The following is an 18,659-nucleotide window of genomic DNA, read 5'->3' as shown; positions in this document are numbered from 1 at the left end:
GTCAGCCTTTCGTGTCCCGCGCGGTGCCGGTCACCACGCCGTCGAGCAAAGTGGTCGCGAGGATGTCGGCGATCTCGCCGGGCGAGCGGTCACCGTGCGGGCGGTACCAGAACGACACCATGTTCAGCATGCCGAGCACGCTGTTGGTGACCACGTGGTCGTCGGTGCGCAGCAGCCCCGCCGCGTGACCGGCGTCGACGACCCGCTGCCAGCAGTGCTGCACCCGGTCGCGCAGGTCCTGCAGTTGCGCGGCGCGCTCGCCGGTGAGCGCGCCGACGTCGCGCACCTGGATGGCCACCTCACGCTGATGACGGATGATCAGCCGCACGTGACTGTGGATCAGCTCGCGCAGCTTGGTGACCGGATCGCCGGGCCCGTCGGCGATCTGTTCGGCATCGGCCAGCATCAACTGGATATAGTCGCGCAGGATCTGCCACAGCAGTTCCTCTTTGGAACCGATGTGGTAGTACAGCGCGCCGCGTTGCACGTCGGCACGTTCGCCGATCTCGGCTACGCCGGTGCCGTGGAAACCCTGTTCGGCGAACAGGTCGATCGCCGCTCCCACGATCCGCTCCCTGGTATCGCTCGCCGTCGATTCGGCGGCGGGCGGGCGGCCGCGCCTGCGCGACGGAGCGGTCATCGCGACGGATCCAGAACGATTTTGCCCACCCCGTCGGCGCGCTCGGCGAACATCCGGTACGCGGCGGGCCCTTCGGACATCGGGAGGTGGTGAGTGACCACGGCTTCCGGCCGCAACCTGCCGCCCGCGGTGAGTTTCAGCAGCGCGGGCAGTTCGTACTGGATCGAACACAATCCGATGTGGAACTCGAGGTCCTTCACCTGCGCCGCCATCAGATGGAACGGATAGGCGCGATTGTGGCTCACGCCGATCACGCTGACCCGGCCGCCGTGTCCGACCGCGCTGATCGCCAGCTTGATGGTCTCGTCCGCCCCGACCGCCTCGATCGCGACATCCGCTCCGCCGCGCAGTGTTTCGCGGATCGCGAGTTTCGGGTCGTCCGACTCGACCGGCTCGGCGCCCAGGCCGGCGGCGCGCTCGCGGCGTTCGGCCAGCAGGTCGACCCCGAGCACCCGCGCCGCGCCCATCGCGAAGGCCGACTGGACCGCCATGAGACCGACCGGCCCGAGCCCGATCACCACCACGGTGTCGCCCGGCGCGATCCGGGCTCGGCGGGCTCCGTACCACGCGGTGGGCGCGTTGTCGGTGAGCACTACGGCGGCGGTGTCGCTCACCTCGTCGGGCAGTTTCGCCAGATTGCCCGCGGCGTGCGGGACGGCTAGCGACTGGGCCTGACACCCCGCCAGCGCGCCGCCGAGCCCGTAGCAGGCGTCGACCGGCAGCGGGTGGCGAGCGCAGGCGGTGACCTTCCCGGCGCGGCACTGCGGGCAGCTGTCGCAGCCTGCCGAGGCCGCGACCAGCACGCGGTCGCCTACCGATAACCCGCGGGTGTGCGGCCCGAGTTCGACGATCTCGCCGACCGCTTCGTGCCCCACGCCGTACCCGGCGCCCGCGACGAATCCGTGTCCGCCGTAGATGTGCAGATCGCTGCCGCAGATGCCCGCCGCGGTGACCCGGACGATCGCGCCGTCGGGGCCGGGCAGAGCGGGTTCCGGTCGATCGCTGTAAGAAATATGCTGCGGACCTTCGTAAGTCAGCGCCTTCATCGCCAACCTCCGTCGACCGCGAGGGTGGCGCCGGTGCAGAACGCCGAGGCGTCGGTGGCGAAGAACAGCGCCGCCCCGACGACCTCCTCCGGTTCGCCGACGCGGCGCAACGCGTTGTGCTCGGCGAGTTCCGCGCGCAGTTCGTCGGGCCACGCCGTGGCGATGTCGGTGGCGAATGGGCCGCACTGGATGGTGTTGACCCGCACGGTGGGTGCGAACGTCTGGGCAAGCCCGCCGGTGAGCGCGTTGAGACCCGCCTTCGCCGCGGAGTAGGGGACCGCGAACGGCTCCGGCCTGGTCGCCTCGATCGAGGAGATGTTGATGATCGAGCCGCCGCCGTCAGCCGCCATGCGGCTGCCGATCAGGGCCGACAGCCGGAACGGGCCCTTGAGGTTCACCCCGATGACCTTGTCGAACAACGACTCGGTGACCTGGTCCAAGCTCGGGTACAGCGGCGAGAGGCCCGCGTTGTTGACCAGCACGTCGACCCGGCCGAACGCGTCGTAGACGGTCTCCACCAAGGCGTCGCACTGCGACCAGTCGCTGACGTTGCAGGCCACCGGCAGCGCGCGGTGGCCGAACCGCCGCGTCACCTCCTCGGCGAGCGCGGCGCACCCGTCCAGTTTGCGGCTGGCGATCACCACATCCGCGCCCGCCTCGGCGAACGCGAGAACCATCTGCTTGCCCAGACCCCGGCTCCCCCCGGTGACGACGGCGACCTTGTCGGTGAGTGGCACCTGAACTCCTGCCTGTCTTTTAATGTTCCGATCAGTACATTAAATCGGGCGGGCGTTACGATCAAGCGGCTGGTCCGGCCGACCGCCGACGGCTCGACGACCCGACGGGTGAAGGACCAGCTCACCTCGGTGCGGCGGACGGATATGGGCAGACGGCCGGACGACCCGGCGCGCGGTAGCACCACTACCCACGGGTAACATGGCACTGTTTTCCCACTCGGCTTTTTCGGAAGTGAGGCAGTAGATGACAGAGCGGATTCAGGTCGGCGGGCTCCAGGTGGCACGCGTTCTCCACGAGTTCGTCGAGAACGAGGCGCTCCCCGGTTCCGGCGTCGATTCCGCCGCGTTCTGGGCCGGCGCCGAGCAGGTCATCAACGATCTCGCTCCGCGCAACCGCGCTCTGCTGGCCGAACGCGACGAGATCCAGGGCAAGGTCGACGCCTGGCACGCCGAGCACCCCGGCGCGAACTACGACAAAGCCGCCTACAAACACTTCTTGACCGAGATCGGCTACCTGCGCCCCGAGCCCGCCGATTTCCGGATCGCCACCCAGAACGTGGACGACGAGATCGCCGTCACCGCGGGCCCGCAGCTCGTCGTGCCGGTCATGAACGCCCGCTTCGCGATCAACGCCGCCAACGCGCGCTGGGGCTCGCTGTACGACGCGCTCTACGGCACCGACGCGATCCCCGAGGACAACGGCGCGGAGAAGGGCACCGGCTACAACAAGGTGCGCGGCGACAAGGTCATCGAGTGGGCGCGCAACTTCCTCGACGACTCGGTCACCCTGATCACCGGCTCGCACATCGGCTCGACGTCCTACAAGATCGTCGACGGCGAGCTGGAGGTCGGTTTGGAGGATGGCACCAGCATCGGTCTGGCCGACGCTTCCCAGCTGGTCGGCTACCTCGGTGACCCCGAGTCGCCGAGCTCGGTGCTGCTGAAGCACAACGGCCTGCACATCGAGATCCAGATCGACCCGCAGTCCCCGATCGGCAGCACCGACACCGCCGGCGTGAAGGACGTCGTGCTCGAGTCCGCGGTCACCACGATCATGGACTTCGAGGACTCGGTCGCCGCGGTCGACGCCGAGGACAAGGTGCTGTGCTACCACAACTGGCTCGGCCTGATGAAGGGCGAACTCGCGGAGAAGGTCACCAAGGGCGAGAAGACCTTCACCCGCACCATGAACCCCGACCGCGTGTACACCGCGCTGGACGGTAGCGAACTGGTGCTGCACGGCCGCTCGCTGCTGTTCGTGCGTAATGTCGGCCACCTGATGACCTCCGACGCGATCCTCGACGCCGAGGGCAACGAGGTGCCCGAGGGCATCATGGACGGGCTGATCACCTCGCTGATCGCCAAGCACAGCCTTGCCGAGGAGGTGAAGCTGAAGAACAGCCGCACCGGCTCGGTCTACATCGTGAAGCCGAAGATGCACGGGCCCGACGAGGTCGCGTTCACAAGCGAGCTGTTCGGCCGGATCGAGGACGTGCTCGGGCTCGGGCGCAACACCCTCAAGGTCGGCATCATGGACGAGGAGCGCCGGACCACGGTGAACCTGAAGGCCTGCATCCAGGCCGCCGCCGAGCGCGTGGTGTTCATCAACACCGGCTTCCTGGACCGCACCGGCGACGAGATCCACACCTCCATGGAGGCCGGGCCGATGGTCCGCAAGGCCGACATGAAGTCCCAGCAGTGGATCCTGTCCTACGAGGACTGGAACGTCGACACCGGCCTGGCGGCGGGTCTGCCCGGCAAGGCGCAGATCGGCAAGGGCATGTGGGCCATGCCGGACCTGATGGCAGACATGCTCACCCAGAAGATCGGCCACCCGCGCGCGGGCGCCAACACCGCGTGGGTCCCCTCGCCGACCGCCGCCACCCTGCACGCGACGCACTACCACCTGGTCGACGTGTTCAAGCGGCAGCAGGAGATCGCCAAGGGCGGCCGGCGCGCCACCGTCGACGAGATCCTCGAGATCCCGCTGGCCGCCGCGCCGAACTGGACCGACGAGGAGAAGCGCCAGGAGCTGGACAACAACTCGCAGTCCATCCTCGGCTACGTGGTGCGCTGGATCGACCAGGGCGTGGGCTGCTCCAAGGTGCCCGACATCAAAGACGTCGCGCTCATGGAAGACCGGGCGACCCTGCGCATCTCCAGCCAGCTGATGGCCAACTGGCTGCGCCACGGCATCGTCTCCGCCGACGAGGTGGTCGCCAGCTTGGAGCGGATGGCCCCGGTCGTGGACCGGCAGAATGCCGGTGACCCGAACTACCGGGCGATGGCCCCGGACTTCGCAGGCAGCATCGCCTTCCAGGCGGCCAAGGAGCTGATCTTGGAGGGCACCAAGCAGCCCAACGGCTACACCGAGCCGATCCTGCACCGCCGTCGCCGTGAGGCGAAGGCGCTGGCCTGCGTCTAGCCACCGCGCATCGCGAATCCCCCGGTCCGTCGGCCGGGGGATTCGCGCATTCCCCGCTGATCAGGAGTTTCGACTCCCGTTTATCGGTCCGTTACCCTGGGTGCCGCACGAGATCGTCGATTTGTGAGGAAGATTTATGGGAAGCGTTGTGCTCGACATCGTGGCATTGCTCGCCAATCGCGCGGCGATGTTCTGGAATTGGATGGCCACCGGATCGTCGGGCTTCCCGCCACTGTGAGCGTGCGGCGCACGATCGACTTCGAGTAGTAGCGAATCCCCTGGCCAGGCACACTGGCCGGGGGATTTCGGCGATTTCGGCCGGATTCGCCCAAACGTTCCGGAATGTTTGTTTTCACACTGACCGGCCCAACTGTGCCGTGACAGCAAGTTCTCATCGGCTCGCCGTGAATTCAACAGGCAGCGCGGTGCCGACCACACGAACTCGGGCGCGCTGCTTCGGAATTGGACGTATACCGGTCCCGCGGCTTTCGTCGCCGCTGTCCTGACCGCCGCGTCGCCGTGACCGGCCACGGGCCGGGCGCTTTCGTCACCGATCCCGCGCGCGAAACCGCGACCCCTCGTATCTTGAACACGTGAACTCCGCAGGGTCGTCGCGCACACGGTCACGTATTCCTCGTTGGTTCGTCTTGTGGATGGGGCTGCTGACCGCCTTGGTCGCGCTCTGCTGCGCGGCGCTGTTCTGGCAACTCGCCGCCGAGGGCACGTTTCCGACCCTCGTCGTGCTGTGGGTGGTCCTCGGTGTGCTCGGCGGGATCGCCGTCCTGTTCGGACTGCTCGGCCTGCTGCGCTACCGCGCGCTGTTCCACAGTCTCGCCTCGCCCGTGCTCATCGGCGTACTCGTGGCGCTGACGCTCTACGACGTCCCGGAGGACACCGGCTGGCGGCTGTCGCGCGGCATCCTCGAAGACCAGGCCCTCGACTGCGCCCACCCCGGCCACCGCGGCCGTCTGGGCGTCTACACCATCACCTTCATCACGCCCCGCGACGGCGGCTGCCTGTTCTACACCCAAGCGGGAGACTCGAATTCGGAAGGCTTCGCCTACTTCCGCGACCCGGCCACCCCGCCCCATCTCGGTCCACCGGCCACCAACGGCATCGAATACGCCGCCTTCGACGGCCAGTGGTACCGGTTCGTCGACACTCACTGATCCCGATCGCCGAAAACCTCCTCGAGCGTGTGGGCCGTGGCGGCGCGGGTGATCCAGGCGGTGAGGCGGGCGTCATCGGTGCAGGCGTTGATGTCGGAGGCCAGCGCTGCGGGGACGTCGAATCCGCGGGCCGCGAGGACGGTCAGCAGTGCTTTGGCCTCTCCTTCGGCTTTACCTTCGGCTTTACCCTGGGCGATTCCTTCGGTTATGCCGTCGGCGTACAGCTGCTTGAAGTACTGGCTGTAGTACGGGGACGTGTCTGTCGTCATCAGCATCTCCAGGAAGTGCCGGGCCGCTGCTTTGGGCAGTGCGGCCAGTACCAGGTCAATGTACCTTTTGCCGTCCGCGGAGTCGTGCGCTGTCGCGGCGAGGGCGGTGAGAATCGAATCGCGTTCCGGGTCGTTGCGGTGGGCAATGGCGGACAGGGCGGCCAGGTCGGGGCGCGCGAGCGCGGTGGAGGTATCGCTGACGACGGGCACGTTGGCCGGGCTGAGAACCATCGGCGACAGGGTGAATCCGGGCGCGACAGTGATCGGACGGCGGCAGTGGCCTGCGGCGCGCCGTTCGGGCACACGACGACGAGCAGGACCAGGCAGCGCAGGCGAGCTCGCAGAGTCGTCAGGTAGACCGGCCAGCTCCACGCTTTGTCGTCGTCGCGTTGCAGTTGCACCTCGACGACGATGCCGAGGACAGGGACCTCGGCCTCGGTGAGCGTGACCACCAGGTCCGCGCGATACTCGGTCGGTTCGATGTCCGGTAGGTCGCCCGAATCGACCCGTGCGTGATCGAACTCGGGAAGGGATAGCCCGAGTGTGGAGATCAGGAGTTCGGCGACCAAAGTCGGTCTGCGCCGGACCAATTCGATGAGGACTTCGTGTACCGACGAGGGCATGGCGGGGACGGTACCGATAGCCACCGACAGGTTCGGATGAGGTGGGTCACCATTCGAAGGGCAGCGGTTGGCGCGGTTCGATCCAGAGGGCTTCGGCGAGCGCGCAGAGGGTGCCGTCGGCTCGGGCCAGTGCTACGCCGACCGTGTGTTTTCGGCCGTTCTCGGAGATGGGCCAGCCGTAGGAGAGGTAGGGGTCGCCGGTGCGGACGGGCTCGAGCTGCGTGGCGGTGAGGGCGGCGGTGACCGCTCCCGGCTGCATGTCACGCAGAGCCATCGCTGCCCAGCCGCCGGGACAATCCAGAGCGGCCCAGACGTTCTCGGTGGAAAGGAGGCCATCGGGGCCGCCGAGAGCGGGATCGGGTGTCCAGGCGGCGACGACCATGTCGTGCGTGGACATCGCCCAGGGCGACAGGCGCAGGCCACGGCCCGGCGCGCAGGCGGCGCCGCAGCCGTAGCAGCGGCTCATCTTGCGCAGCGCATCGGCGGTCGCTCCTGCGGCTCGGGCTTGCGTCCAGGAAGGCGCGGGCCGCGGCGTGACCGCAAGCGTCGACACGGACGCTTCAGCGAGGACTTCGCCGTCCGGGTCGGTGAGGCTCGCGCCGCCGGAGTCGTCGGCGGCCAGCATTACGGGGGTGTCCACGGCGATTCTGCGCCGGAAGTCGACGCGCACCTCCGCGGCGCCACTCGCCGCGGCCAGCAGCCCTGCCACGTACCCGCCGAAGGCCACCCCCGGATAGCCGCGCACATGCGCGGGCACCGTGAACGCATCGGTCCGAATCATCTCTCGCCCAATCTCTGCGGCCGTTGCGCCGACGATACCCGCGCGGAACGAACGGTTTGTTGCCGGGCGACCGGCCAGGCGACGCGGCCACGCCGAGTCGCGTCATGTCCGCGCAGGTCAGCGGCAGGCCGGAATTCCCGCGCGCTCGATGCTGTTGCGCCGAGACGTGACGAAAGCCGGAATGAACGTACTGGTCGTGTACGCCCACCCGAAGCCGGACTCACTCACCGGCTCGCTGAAAGACGTTGCCGTGGGCCAGTTGCGGGCGGACGGACACGAGGTGCGGAGCACCGACCTCTACGCGATGGGCTGGAAGGCCGCCGCCGACACCGACGATTTCGGCGGGGTCGAGGAGCCCAACTTCATGCTGGCCTCGGGCGTGGCCTACCGCGGCGGGACGCTGAGTCCCGACATCCGCGTCGAGCAGGAGAAGCTGCTGTGGGCCGACGCCGTCGTCCTGCATTTCCCGCTGTGGTGGTTCGGCATGCCCGCGATCATGAAGGGGTGGGTGGACCGCGTCCTCACCTGCGATTTCGCTTATGGCGCCGGAGGCAAGGCGCTGCCCAGATACGGGGCGGGCGTACTGGCGGGCAGGCGTGCGATGCTCGTGGTCTCGGTCGGGGGCAAGCAGCCGTCGTACTCCGATCGCGGAATCAACGGCCCGGTCGATGATCTGCTGTTCCCCATCCACCACGGCATTCTCTACTACACCGGCATGGACGTGCTGCCGCCGTTTCTGGTGCACGGCACGATCAGGCTCGGCTCCGCGCGCTTCGACGAGGTCGCCCACGACCTTCGGCAGCGGATGACGGATCTGGCGGAGCTGGAGCCGATCCGCTACCGCCCGCAGAGCGGGGGCGACTACGACCGGAGTTTGCGTCTCGAGCCTGGGCGCGAGAGGCGAGGCGCGACCGGATTCGGGCTGCATGTGGCGTCGTGACCCGGCGGTCAGGGCAGTGGGGCCGCCCCGCGCTGGGTGAGCATCAGCCCCATCATCCCCGCTTCCTGGCCTTGCCCGTGGATCATGGAACGCGCGATCTCCTTGACCGGTCCGGAGTGGAGACGATCGTCGGCGGCCTCGGCCATCGCGATTCCGCCTCGGTGGTGACGAAACATCAACTGGAGGAAGAGGACTTCCGCGTCGCGGCCTCGTGCGGTGGCCAACGCATCCAGCTCCGCGGTACTCGCCATCCCGGGCATGACCGGTGCGGGGGCGGTCGGTGCGACCGCTGCCGGGTGCCGATGCGCGGCTGCGGTGTGCATCCACGCCATCGGGTGCGCGGAGCTCGGGGCCGCGTCCGCCAGGCGCAGCCAGCCGAGCATGGTGCCGATCTCCATGCGCTGGGTGCGGTCGAGCTGCTCGGCCAACCGGGCGATCGCCGGATCGACCGAGCGGTCGAGCCGCTGCGCCATGAGCAGCGCCTGCTGGTGATGGACGGTCATATCCTGGACGAAGCCGATCTCGATCTCGTCGAGAAGCGGTGTCGCGGCGGGATGCTCCGGAAACATCAGTGGCCGCAGCCCGGCGCCGAGCACGAGCAGCGCGAAGGCCGCCGAAGCCAGGGCCGCGGTTCGCGCCCAGTGCCGCATCACTACGACCCGACGATCGACCGCTGGTCCGCCGGAGGCGAATACACGTCGTTGTCCAGTTGCAGCACCATGAATCCGTTGTCCGAGCACGCGACGTAGAGCTGCGAACCGCGCCATTCCGGCGGCGAGAAACACCAGTCGGTGGACACGTCGCCGAAGGCGAGACGACCGGTGCGCGGGGTCGTGGCGTCCAGCGGGTGGAATTGTCCTTCCAGTGCGGCGCGCACGGCGGGAGGCGCGCTCATCAGCGGAACGCCGATGAGGGAGGCGAGCGCGTGCGGCGAGTTCCACAGGCTCAGGTTCTGCCCGGTGCGGGCGGGCGGGTTGTAGTAGGCGATCTCGCGGATGGCGTAGGGGTCGCGGACGTCGAATACCCGGATGCCGGAGGACACCCATCCGCATGCCAGGGCGGTCGGGTTCTCCTGCCGGTCCGCGGCGCAGTAGTGCGCTTCGTAGGCGAAGGCGGAACCCCCCATGGCGGAGCCGATATTGCTGTCGATGTGCTGGGGCAGGTTGATCTCGAGCTTGATCTTGTTGACTACCTTGGGCGCGGTGTCGTCGGAGATGTCGACGAGTTTGACGCCCCCGGAGCCGCCTTCGTCGACGGTGTAGAGGTAGGGCTTGCCGTCGTAGCTGACCGGAACACTGTGCTGCGTCGCCCAGCCGTCGGTCCAGAACACCCGGCCGAGGTGGTGCACCTGCGGGTTCGGATCGCGGCGTTGCACCGCGCTGATGTCGAGGACGGTGAACCCGCCGAGGGCGGAGAGATACATCCGGTTGCCGTCGGGGCTGATGCCGAACCCGTGCGCCTCGATGCCGGTCACTCCCTGCCACACCACGCGCGGGTCGGCGGGGTCGGACAGGTCGACCGCGCTGACGAAACCGGGCGCGATCCCCGAGGCCCAGTAGGTGTTGCCGTCCGGCGAGAAGCCGCCCTCGTGCGTGATGATCGGCAGCGGCATCGCCGGATTCGTGCCGGGGCCGGGATTGAGCAGCCTCGGATGTGCGCAGTCGGAGACGTCGTAGACCGACAGGTAGCCCACGCCCGCGAGCAGCGGAACACCGGTCCCGACCAGCAGCTTCCGTTTGGTATTGACCTTGAGGCTCTCCCAGGTGCCCGCGAGCATGGCGGGTTCGGTCAGCGTGGCCGTCGGGCGCGGGGTCGCCGGGTCGGACACGTCGAGCACTTGGACGCCGCGTCCTTCGCTGATCAGGGCGCCGGGAAAGAACGAGCCCAGGTAGGCGCAGTGCTCGAAGCTGGTGGAAGTGATGCCTGCGCCGCGCCCCGCGTAGCCGCCGACGAGGGAGATATTGCACCGGTAGCCCTGGGTACTGCGCCCACTGTCGCGGTCCGCGGCGGTGACGTCGCCTTGCAGGCCGTTCTCGGGTGCGGCGCCCGGTCCGCAGTCGGCGCGGGGCACCGAGGTGCGCCCGACATCGAGAAATTCCCGCAGTGTGTTCTGGATTTCCGAGTGCGGATCCGCCGAGGCGCTCACGGGCAGCAGCATGGCCGTGACCATGCCGATCGTGAGCAGGGCCAAGGGTTTGGCACGGCACAGACTGGCCAATGGGCGCATCATCGCGACCCCCAACTTCGTCTTTCGAGTTGACTACCCAGAGTGACTGGGACAGTCGCCGCTGAGCTGACTGAATGGTAGTGATGCTCAACAACTCCGGTGTGGGTTTCGCCGATTCCGGTTCGGATTCGCGAAGTTTTCCGCTGTCAGCGCGGTTGAGCTGATCCGGCGCCCTCGACCGCGGCGGAATCGACGTCCGACGCCAGAAGTTCGTCGCAGACACTCAGGAACGTCCGGCGCAATCCGGTTGCGCGCTGCGCCAACGCGGACTGAGCCCGGACGTACTCCGCCCGTCCCGCCGCGGTCTCGATGCGAACCGGTTCGTAGCCGAACTCGGCGAGGTCGTAAGGGCTGGCGCGCATGTCGAGTTCGCGAGCGGCGCAGGCCAGCTCGAAACAGTCCAGCACCAGTGCCGAGGAGATCAGCGGGACCAGCTTGAAGCCCCACTTGTACAAGTCCATGTTCGCGTGCAGGCAGCCCGGCTGTTCGCGGCGGAGCTGGTCGGCGCGGGTGAGCGGTTCGGCGTTGCGGCCGACGGCGTCCGGCGTGAAGAAGCGGTAGGCGTCGAAATGGGTGCACCGCAGCGACATCGATTCGACCACGGCGTCGGTTCCCGCTCGCCCGAGTCGCAGCGGCACCTTCTGGTGGCGGATGTCATCGGTGCGATACACCATCGCCCATTCGTGCAGGCCGAAGCAGGACAGCTGCGCGGGCCGGGATGCGGTGGCGCGTAACAGGTCGGCGACGAACGCGAGGGTGTCGCGGCGTTTGTCCAGGTAAGCGGGGTCGGCCGTGAAAACGTCGTCCGCAGCGGGATTGCCGGTGACGACGCGATGATATCCCCGAGCGCCGTCGTATTCGGCCGCATCCGCCAGGCCGATGCCGTATCCCGGATGCCAGCGCCGCAACTGGGCGGGTTTGTGTCCGTAGTAGGTGAACAAGAAGTCGATCACCGGGTGCGACGAACCTTGCGCCCGCCGCTCGAGATAAGGCCCGACCAGCTCGTCCAGCCGGGCCCGATGCGCGGCGGCGGATGCTCGCCACAGCGCGCCGGGCAACACCCGCATCACCCCACCCCTCGCAGTGCCGAGGTCGTCATTCGCCCACCCGGTGCGTCCCGTCTCGGACGGTGCCGACGAACTCCTCCACCAAGTCCTCCAGGGCGACGATGCCGGTCGTGTTGCCCCGGGCGTCGACCACGCGGCCGAGATGGCTGTTGGTGCGGCGCAATCGCGCCAGCGCCTCGTAGAGGGCGGTGCCCATGCCCACTGTCGGCAGAGGGCGGATATCGGTGCGCGGGATCGGCGTTGTGGGACCGGCGCTCTCGTCGGCGACCTTGTCCAGGACGTCCTTGACGTGCAGGTAGCCGACCAGTGAGCCGTCGCTCGCCCGTACGGGGAAGCGCGAGAACCCGGTTTCGGCGACGGCGAACTCGATGTCGCCGAGCGTGGTGCCGTTGCCGCGCAGCGGGATCGATCGGGTCGCGTCCAGCGGCACCATCACGTCGGCCACCACCCGCTCGCTGGTGCCGAGGGCCTGCGTGAGGCGGCGGTGCTCTTCCTCGTCGAGCAGCCCCTCGGAGCGGGACTCGCCGATCATTTCGGCCAGCTCGACCGTCGAGACGGTGGCCTCCAGCTCGTCCTTCGGCTCGATTCGCAGCAGGCGCAGCGACAAGTTGGCGGCCAGGTTGTAGAGCGCGATGAGCGGGCGGGCCAGCCGCAGCCACATCAGGTGCAGCGGCACCAGCAGCAGCGCGCTGCGTTCGGGCCCGGCCAGCGCGATGTTCTTCGGGATCATCTCGCCGAACAAGATGTGCAGGATGACGATGATGGTCAGCGCGATGGCGAACGCCACCGGGTGCAGCAGCTGATCGGGCAGGCCGATCAGCTCGAACGGCCCCTCCAGCAGGTGGGCGACGGCGGGTTCGCCGACGCGGCCGAGCAGGATCGAGCAGATGGTGATGCCCAGTTGCGCGGCCGCGAGCATGATCGAGAGGTTCTCACCCGCCCGGATGACGGTGTTCGCGTTGCGTTTGCCTTGTGCGGCCAGCGCTTCGAGCCGGTCGCGGCGGGCGGAGATGAGCGCGAACTCGGCGGCGACGAAGAAGGCGTTGCCTGCCAGCAGCACGATGGTGAGCAGTACGCCGAACACATCACCCATGGCTGTGCTCCTTGGTCGCGAGGGCGTCTGCGTCGACCGGGATCAGCCGCACCCGGTCGATGCGCCGTCCGTCCATGCGCTCCACTCGGGCGATCCAGCCGCCCTCGTCGTGGCTGTCGGTCATCGACCACTGCTGCGAACGGGGATTCGGCAGCACCACTTCGTCGCCCGTCACCGGGATGCGGCCGAGCTTGGTCAGGACGAGGCCGCCCAGCGTCTCGTACTCGCCCTCCGGGGCGTCGTATCCGGTCGCCCGGGAGACCTCGTCGATGCGCAGCAGCCCCGAGCAGTCCCATCCGTCGGAGACGCGCCGCACGTCGCGCTCCTCCTCGTCGTGCTCGTCCCGGACGTCGCCGAGGATCTCCTCGATGATGTCCTCCATGGTGACCAGGCCCGCGGTACCGCCGTACTCGTCCACGACAAGGGCGACCTGCATGCCGTCGGAGCGGACGCGTTCGAGCACCTCGTCGCCGTCCAAGCTGGCGGGCACGATCGGGACGGGCTGGGCGAGCCGGTGCAGGGGAATGGTCCTGCGCGCGTGCACCGGCCGGGTGAACGCCTGCTTGACGTGCACGAAGCCGAGAGTGTTGTCGAGGTCGCCGTCGATCACCGGGAAGCGGGAGTAGCCGGTGCGGCCCGCCGCGTCGATGAGATCGGCGATGGTGTCGTCCTTGTCGAGCGATTCGATCTTCACCCGTGGCGTCATCAGTTCCTCGGCGCTGCGCTCGCCGAACTGCAGTGAGCGGTCCATCACCTGGGCGGTGGGCTGGTCCAGCGCCCCGCGCAAGGCGGAGGTGCGCACCAGGGAGCCGAGTTCCTGCGGGGAGCGGGCCGAGCGCAACTCTTCGGCGGGCTCGACGCCGAGCCTGCGGACCACCCAGTTGGCGGTGCCGTTGAGGAAGTGGATCATCCACTTGAACCCCACCGAGAAGGCGATCATCGGTCCGGCGGTGACGCGGGCGGTCGCCAGCGGCTTGGCGATGGCGATGTTCTTGGGCACCAGCTCGCCGTAGATCATCGACAGCGAGGTGGCCAGGATGAGGGCGAGCGCGAGGGCGATGCCGTGTGCCGCGGATTCACTCAGCCCAATGCCGGTGAACACCGGATTCAGCAGCCTGGCCAGCACCGGCTCGGCGATGTAACCGGTGATCAGCGTGGTGATGGTGATACCGAGCTGGGCGCCCGACAGCTGGAACGACAGGGTGCGATGCGCCTTGCGGACCATCCGGGCGCGAACGTCGCCGCTGCGGGCGTGCGCCTCGACGGTGCTGCGTTCCAGCGCGGTGAGGGAGAACTCGGCGGCGACGAACAGGGCCGTGCCGACGGTGAGTGCGATGAACCCGATCAGGCTGAGCGCGGTGAGCACGATCGACATCCTCAGCACCACCCGAACGGTGCTGGGACGGGGCCTGTGCGGAATAGGACTACTGCGGGGAGGGGGACGCCGGGTTCGTCACCCGGCTCGCTAGAGGAGCCCTCCTGTACGGCGCCCTCGGACGCGGGTGACAACTGGATCCTTTCGCAAACGAGTCGTGGTGCCGGTGTCCGGCAACCACCATGCTACCGGCCCACGTGCCGAGCGGCGTGGGCCGGTACCGGTGCGATGCGCGTGTCGGCGCTCACCAACCGCTGGGCAGCGGGCGTCCTTCGGCGAATCCTGCCGCGGACTGCACGCCGAGCACCGCCTTGTCGTGGAATTCGGCCAGCGTCCGGGCGCCCGCGTAGGTACAGGCGCTGCGCACGCCGGAGCAGATGTGGTCGAGCAGGTCCTCGACGCCGGGACGCTCGGGGTCCAGCCGCATCCGGGAACTGGAGATTCCCTCCTCGAACAGCCCCTTGCGCGCGCGGTCGAATTCGCTGTCGGAGGCGGTGCGGGCGGCGACGGCCCGCTTGGAGGCCATGCCGAAGCTCTCCTTGTACGCGTTGCCGTCGCGATCGACGCGCAGATCGCCGGGGGACTCGTAGGTACCGGCGAACCAGGAGCCGATCATCACGTTGGACGCGCCCGCGGCCAGCGCGAGCGCCACGTCGCGGGGATGGCGCACACCGCCGTCGGCCCAGATGTGCACGCCCAGTTCCTCGGCGGCGGCGGCGCATTCGGCCACCGCGGAGAACTGCGGGCGGCCGACGCCGGTCATCATCCGGGTGGTGCACATGGCGCCCGGCCCGACACCGACCTTGACGATGTCCGCGCCCGCCTCCGCGAGATCCCTGGTGCCTTCGGCGGAGACGACGTTGCCCGCGACCAACGGAACGCCGAGCCCGAGATCGCGCACCGCCGCGAGGGTTTCGAGCATTTTCGCCTGGTGACCGTGCGCGGTGTCGATGACGAGCAGGTCGGCGCCCGAATCCACCAGTGACTTGGCCTTGGCGGCCACGTCGCCGTTGATGCCGACCGCCGCCGCGACGCGCAGCTTGCCCGCGGCGTCGACGGCGGGCTGGTAGATGCCCGCGCGCAGGGCGCCGGTGCGGGTCAGCATCCCGGCGAGGGTGCCGTCCTCGGCGGTGAGCACGGCGAAGTCGGCGTGCTCTGCGTGCAACAGGTCGAACAGGTCACGCGGGGTGGTGCTCGCGGGGGCTCGCACGAAATCGGTCACCGCGACTTCCCGGAGCCGGGCGAAGCGGTCGACGTCGGCGCAGGAGGCCTCGGTGACCACACCCACCGGGCGGCCGGCGTCGACCACCACGACCGCGCCGTGCGCGCGCTTGTGCATGAGTGCCACCGCCTCGGAGACCGAGCGGTCGGGGTCGAGGGTGACGGGGGTGTCGGCGGTGAGCGAGCGGCTCTTGACGAACGCGATGGTGTCGGCGGCCGCGGTGATCGGCAGGTCCTGGGGGAGGACGACGATGCCGCCGCGGCGGGCGACGGTCTCGGCCATTCTGCGCCCGGCGACGGCGGTCATGTTGGCCACGACGATCGGGATGGTGGTGCCGGACCCGTCGCTGGTCGAGAGATCGACATCGAAGCGCGACGCCACGTCCGTCCGGTTCGGGACGAGGAAGAGGTCGTCGTAGGTCAGGTCGTACGGCGGCTGATGACCGGGGAGAAAGCGCACTCGACCGATCATATCCGCCGAGCCGATCGACGCGGGCTCTTCCGCGCGAGCCGCCTCAGGCGGCCGCTTGGGAGCGGGACAGCGAGACGGTGGCGGCGCACATGACGATCACCGCGCCCGCCGCGACGACGAGCCCGGCCGCATCGGCGCGCAACCGCTCGTCCAGCACCGCGAAACCGACGAACGCCGCGGCCAGCGGCTCGGCGATGGTGAGGGCGGGCAGCGACGCGGTCAGCGGCCCGGCTTGGTAGGCGCGCTGCTGCAGGTACACGCCGGTGCCGCCGGCCGCGATCAGCGCCCACGTCTGCCAGCCGCCGAGCACGTGGCCGAGACCGTGTTCGAACAGGTCGGTGACGTAGGAGGTGAGGGCGGCGGCGAGCCCGTACAGCGCGCCTGCGGCGGCGCCCAGCAGCAGCGCGCGCCATCCCGCGTCGTGCGCGGTGACGCCCGCCGCGGTGGCGGCGGCGATCAGGCCGAGCAGAATGCCCAGCGGTAGGAGCCAATCCCGCAGCGGCGCATCGGCATTGCCCGCCGTCGGATTGCCGACGAGCAGGAAGCAGGCCAGCGCGGCGGTGAGCGCCAGCGCCGTCGCCCAGGTGCCCGGCGTCACGCGGCGGCGATTGAGCCGGGCGGACAGCGGCAGCGCGAAGACCAGTGCGCTCACCAGGATCGGCTGCACCAGCAGGACCGCGCCCAGGGCGAGCGCGGCGACCTGCATGGCGTATCCGCCCGTGTCGCCGCCGACGCCTGCCCACCAGCGCGGGTTGCGCAGCAGCGCGCGAACCAGCGACTCGCCCTCGGGCACCGCGGCCGCCGCGCGTTGTTGCGCGACCGCGGCGACCGCGAACAGCAGCGCCGCGAGCAGTGCGCAGACGACGGCGGCCGCCGGATGACTCGACACCCGATTAGTTTGCTGTTCGATTGCCTCGGGTCGGGGACTGCTGGGTTCGTACGGCGCGTCGCCGTGTCCGCCCCGGCGTGTCGCCGGAGGCGGGACTTGCGGCGCGGCTGGAGAACCCGCTAGTCGTGCCCGATCCGCGTGCGGGCGTGCTCTTGCCCGAGCCCACACCGCGGACCACGGTGCCGCCCGTGGCGGCTTTCGCGTTGCCACGGCGGCGCGCGGGCGCGGTGACCGGCTCGGCGCGGCCCGTCTCGCCCGACCGGCCCCGGGACTGTTTCCCGCCGCGGCCACCGGACGGCGCGTGCTCTGCGCGCCTACCCGGCTTGCGCCGCGCGGTTTTCGCCGGATCCGTGGCAGCAACGGGTACGGGCGCGGCCGCCGCCTCGACCGGAACGCCGGACGGGCGGCGCGCGCCGGTGATGGCGATCAGTGTGCTGTCGCCGGGACGCACCGCGACTCCGTCGATTTCGACGCCCGCCTTGCGTGCCATCGTCTCGACCTCGCGGCGCTCTTCGTCCATCACCAGCGTGACGACCACGCCGTCCTCGCCCGCGCGGGCGGTGCGCCCGGCCCGGTGCAGGTAGGCCTTCGGCTCCGGCGGCGGATCGACGTGTACGACGAGAGAGATCCCGTCGACGTGGATGCCGCGCGCCGCGACATCGGTGGTGACCAGCACCGGCACCGAGCCGTCGGCGAACGCCGCGAGGGTGCGGGTGCGGTTGTTCTGCGCCTTGCCGCCGTGCAGCGCGCCCGCGGCGATGCCCGCGCCGCGCAGTTGTTTGGCGAGCCGGTCGGCGCCGTGCTTGGTGCGGACGAACATGATGGTCAGCCCGTCGCGTGCGGCGATCTCGGTGGCGACGTTCCGTTTGGCCACTTTGTCGCCGACGTACAGCAGATGATGCGACATCGTGGTGACCGACGCCGAGGGCGGCGCGGTGGAATGCGTCACGGGCGAGCGCAGGTAGCGCTTGACCAGCTTGTCGACCTCCCCGTCCAGGGTGGCCGAGAACAGCAGGCGCTGGCCGTCGCGCGGGGTGCGGTCCAGCAGCTTGGTCACTTGCGGGAGGAAGCCCATATCGGCCATGTGGTCGGCCTCGTCCAGGGCGGTGATCATCACGTCGGACAGGTCGGCCGACCCCTGCGCGATCAGGTCGGCGAGTCGTCCGGGCGTGGCGATGAGCAGGTCGACACCGCGGGCAAGGCGGTCGGCTTGGCGCTTGATCGGAGCGCCGCCGACCACCGCGGCGACGCGCAGGCCGAGCGCGAGCGCCGGTTCGTCGAGCGCCCGCTCGATCTGCGCGGCCAGTTCGCGGGTCGGCACCAGCACGAGTCCGCGCGGGCGGCCCGGCTTGGCCGCGCCGCCCGACAGACGGGTGAGCATCGGGAGGCCGAAGGCCAGGGTCTTCCCGGAACCGGTGGGTCCGCGGCCGAGGACGTCCTTGGCTGCCAGGACATCCGGCGCCGTGGCGGCCTGGATCGGGAACGGCGTCTCGATGCCGTCGCGTCGCAGTGCCTGTATGAGCACGGCGGGCAGGCCCAGATCCGCGAAGGTCGCGGTGGGCTCCGCGGCGACGGTGGTCGAGGAGGTCACGAGGTGGGTGTGCCTTTCGTCGCACAGCGCGTTCGACACGAACGTGCTGTTCGGTGGGATGGAGAGCGGTGCACGATGCGGTTCACCGCGCTGC

General features: G+C 69.3%; 16 protein-coding genes. 3 read left to right on the top strand and 13 right to left on the bottom strand.

The features are described from left to right. Position 1: 1 nt before the first annotated feature. The 3 genes from GVY39_RS19365 to GVY39_RS19355 are packed head-to-tail and all read right to left on the bottom strand — an operon-like array spanning position 2 to position 2,423. Positions 2 to 640, bottom strand: a complete 639-nt coding sequence (locus GVY39_RS19365; RefSeq protein ID WP_159926310.1) for a TetR/AcrR family transcriptional regulator — start codon at positions 638 to 640, stop codon at positions 2 to 4. Beyond that, on the bottom strand, positions 637 to 1,686 hold the full coding sequence (locus GVY39_RS19360; RefSeq protein ID WP_159926312.1) for an alcohol dehydrogenase catalytic domain-containing protein: 1,050 nt from the start codon (positions 1,684 to 1,686) through the stop codon (positions 637 to 639). The genes GVY39_RS19365 and GVY39_RS19360 overlap by 4 nt, the downstream gene beginning before the upstream one ends. After that, complete coding sequence (locus tag GVY39_RS19355) at positions 1,683 to 2,423, bottom strand: SDR family NAD(P)-dependent oxidoreductase (protein WP_159926314.1); 741 nt, start codon at positions 2,421 to 2,423, stop codon at positions 1,683 to 1,685. Before GVY39_RS19355 ends, GVY39_RS19360 begins: the two co-directional genes overlap by 4 nt. Positions 2,424 to 2,667: 244 nt before the next feature. On the opposite strand from GVY39_RS19355, the gene GVY39_RS19350 reads away from it, so the two are divergent. Further along, a complete protein-coding gene (locus GVY39_RS19350; RefSeq protein ID WP_159926316.1) occupies positions 2,668 to 4,848 on the top strand; it encodes a malate synthase G in 2,181 nt (726 codons plus the stop codon). 653 nt (positions 4,849 to 5,501) lie between these two features. After that, positions 5,502 to 6,017, top strand: coding sequence for a hypothetical protein (locus GVY39_RS19345; RefSeq protein ID WP_159926318.1), 516 nt, complete (start codon positions 5,502 to 5,504; stop codon positions 6,015 to 6,017). On the opposite strand, the gene GVY39_RS34470 is transcribed toward GVY39_RS19345, so the two are convergent. Together GVY39_RS34470 and GVY39_RS19335 are read right to left on the bottom strand one after the other, a co-directional pair. Next, on the bottom strand, positions 6,011 to 6,517 hold the full coding sequence (locus tag GVY39_RS34470; protein WP_236565530.1) for a hypothetical protein: 507 nt from the start codon (positions 6,515 to 6,517) through the stop codon (positions 6,011 to 6,013). The two genes, GVY39_RS19345 and GVY39_RS34470, sit on opposite strands and share 7 nt — an antisense overlap. 438 nt (positions 6,518 to 6,955) lie before the next feature. Beyond that, positions 6,956 to 7,690 (bottom strand): PaaI family thioesterase, encoded by a 735-nt coding sequence (locus GVY39_RS19335; protein WP_159926320.1) that lies wholly within the window; start codon positions 7,688 to 7,690, stop codon positions 6,956 to 6,958. Positions 7,691 to 7,871: 181 nt separating this feature from the next. Here GVY39_RS19335 and GVY39_RS19330 point away from each other — a divergent pair, with 181 nt between their 5' ends. After that, complete coding sequence (locus GVY39_RS19330; protein WP_159926322.1) at positions 7,872 to 8,630, top strand: NAD(P)H-dependent oxidoreductase; 759 nt, start codon at positions 7,872 to 7,874, stop codon at positions 8,628 to 8,630. A gap of 8 nt (positions 8,631 to 8,638) precedes the next feature. Here the strand turns inward: GVY39_RS19330 and GVY39_RS19325 are convergent, their stop codons facing one another. The 8 genes from GVY39_RS19325 to GVY39_RS19290 form a co-directional block, all read right to left on the bottom strand. Next, entirely contained in the window at positions 8,639 to 9,280 is a 642-nt protein-coding gene (locus GVY39_RS19325; RefSeq protein ID WP_159926324.1) for a DUF305 domain-containing protein, read from the bottom strand. 2 nt (positions 9,281 to 9,282) lie between these two features. Then, positions 9,283 to 10,860, bottom strand: a complete 1,578-nt coding sequence (locus GVY39_RS19320) for a hypothetical protein (protein WP_321212610.1) — start codon at positions 10,858 to 10,860, stop codon at positions 9,283 to 9,285. A 143-nt stretch (positions 10,861 to 11,003) separates the two neighbouring features. Continuing rightward, positions 11,004 to 11,924, bottom strand: a complete 921-nt coding sequence (locus GVY39_RS19315; protein ID WP_159926326.1) for a 3-methyladenine DNA glycosylase — start codon at positions 11,922 to 11,924, stop codon at positions 11,004 to 11,006. Positions 11,925 to 11,952: 28 nt separating this feature from the next. Beyond that, a complete protein-coding gene (locus GVY39_RS19310; RefSeq protein ID WP_159926337.1) occupies positions 11,953 to 13,017 on the bottom strand; it encodes a hemolysin family protein in 1,065 nt (354 codons plus the stop codon). Further along, positions 13,010 to 14,392, bottom strand: coding sequence for a hemolysin family protein (locus GVY39_RS19305; RefSeq protein WP_159926347.1), 1,383 nt, complete (start codon positions 14,390 to 14,392; stop codon positions 13,010 to 13,012). The genes GVY39_RS19310 and GVY39_RS19305 overlap by 8 nt, the downstream gene beginning before the upstream one ends. 244 nt (positions 14,393 to 14,636) lie before the next feature. Then, a complete protein-coding gene (locus GVY39_RS19300) occupies positions 14,637 to 16,073 on the bottom strand; it encodes a GuaB1 family IMP dehydrogenase-related protein (protein ID WP_159926349.1) in 1,437 nt (478 codons plus the stop codon). Positions 16,074 to 16,128: 55 nt separating this feature from the next. After that, positions 16,129 to 16,974: a DMT family transporter gene (locus tag GVY39_RS19295; protein ID WP_159926351.1), complete on the bottom strand. Its 846-nt coding sequence runs from the start codon at positions 16,972 to 16,974 to the stop codon at positions 16,129 to 16,131. Positions 16,975 to 16,978: 4 nt separating this feature from the next. Beyond that, positions 16,979 to 18,565: a DEAD/DEAH box helicase gene (locus GVY39_RS19290; RefSeq protein WP_159926353.1), complete on the bottom strand. Its 1,587-nt coding sequence runs from the start codon at positions 18,563 to 18,565 to the stop codon at positions 16,979 to 16,981. Between the last annotated feature and the right edge of the window lie 94 nt (positions 18,566 to 18,659).

This window comes from Nocardia sp. CY15 (genome assembly GCF_009829295.1).
GTDB lineage: Bacteria > Actinomycetota > Actinomycetes > Mycobacteriales > Mycobacteriaceae > Nocardia > Nocardia sputi.
Note: the sequence above shows the minus strand (reverse complement) of the source record. Positions and strands in the feature narration are given on the sequence as shown.

Bases quoted from the DNA above. Each gene is read 5' to 3' on its own strand.
- GVY39_RS19330 (WP_159926322.1), top strand. From the start codon at position 7,872: ATGAACGTACTGGTCGTGTACGCCCACCCGAAGCCGGACTCACTCACC.
- GVY39_RS19320 (WP_321212610.1), bottom strand. From the start codon at position 10,860: ATGATGCGCCCATTGGCCAGTCTGTGCCGTGCCAAACCCTTGGCCCTG.
- GVY39_RS19305 (WP_159926347.1), bottom strand. From the start codon at position 14,392: ATGTCGATCGTGCTCACCGCGCTCAGCCTGATCGGGTTCATCGCACTC.
- GVY39_RS19360 (WP_159926312.1), bottom strand. From the start codon at position 1,686: ATGAAGGCGCTGACTTACGAAGGTCCGCAGCATATTTCTTACAGCGAT.
- GVY39_RS19310 (WP_159926337.1), bottom strand. From the start codon at position 13,017: ATGGGTGATGTGTTCGGCGTACTGCTCACCATCGTGCTGCTGGCAGGC.
- GVY39_RS19315 (WP_159926326.1), bottom strand. From the start codon at position 11,924: ATGCGGGTGTTGCCCGGCGCGCTGTGGCGAGCATCCGCCGCCGCGCAT.
- GVY39_RS19365 (WP_159926310.1), bottom strand. From the start codon at position 640: ATGACCGCTCCGTCGCGCAGGCGCGGCCGCCCGCCCGCCGCCGAATCG.
- GVY39_RS19335 (WP_159926320.1), bottom strand. From the start codon at position 7,690: ATGATTCGGACCGATGCGTTCACGGTGCCCGCGCATGTGCGCGGCTAT.
- GVY39_RS34470 (WP_236565530.1), bottom strand. From the start codon at position 6,517: ATGGTTCTCAGCCCGGCCAACGTGCCCGTCGTCAGCGATACCTCCACC.
- GVY39_RS19350 (WP_159926316.1), top strand. From the start codon at position 2,668: ATGACAGAGCGGATTCAGGTCGGCGGGCTCCAGGTGGCACGCGTTCTC.
- GVY39_RS19325 (WP_159926324.1), bottom strand. From the start codon at position 9,280: ATGCGGCACTGGGCGCGAACCGCGGCCCTGGCTTCGGCGGCCTTCGCG.
- GVY39_RS19345 (WP_159926318.1), top strand. From the start codon at position 5,502: ATGGGGCTGCTGACCGCCTTGGTCGCGCTCTGCTGCGCGGCGCTGTTC.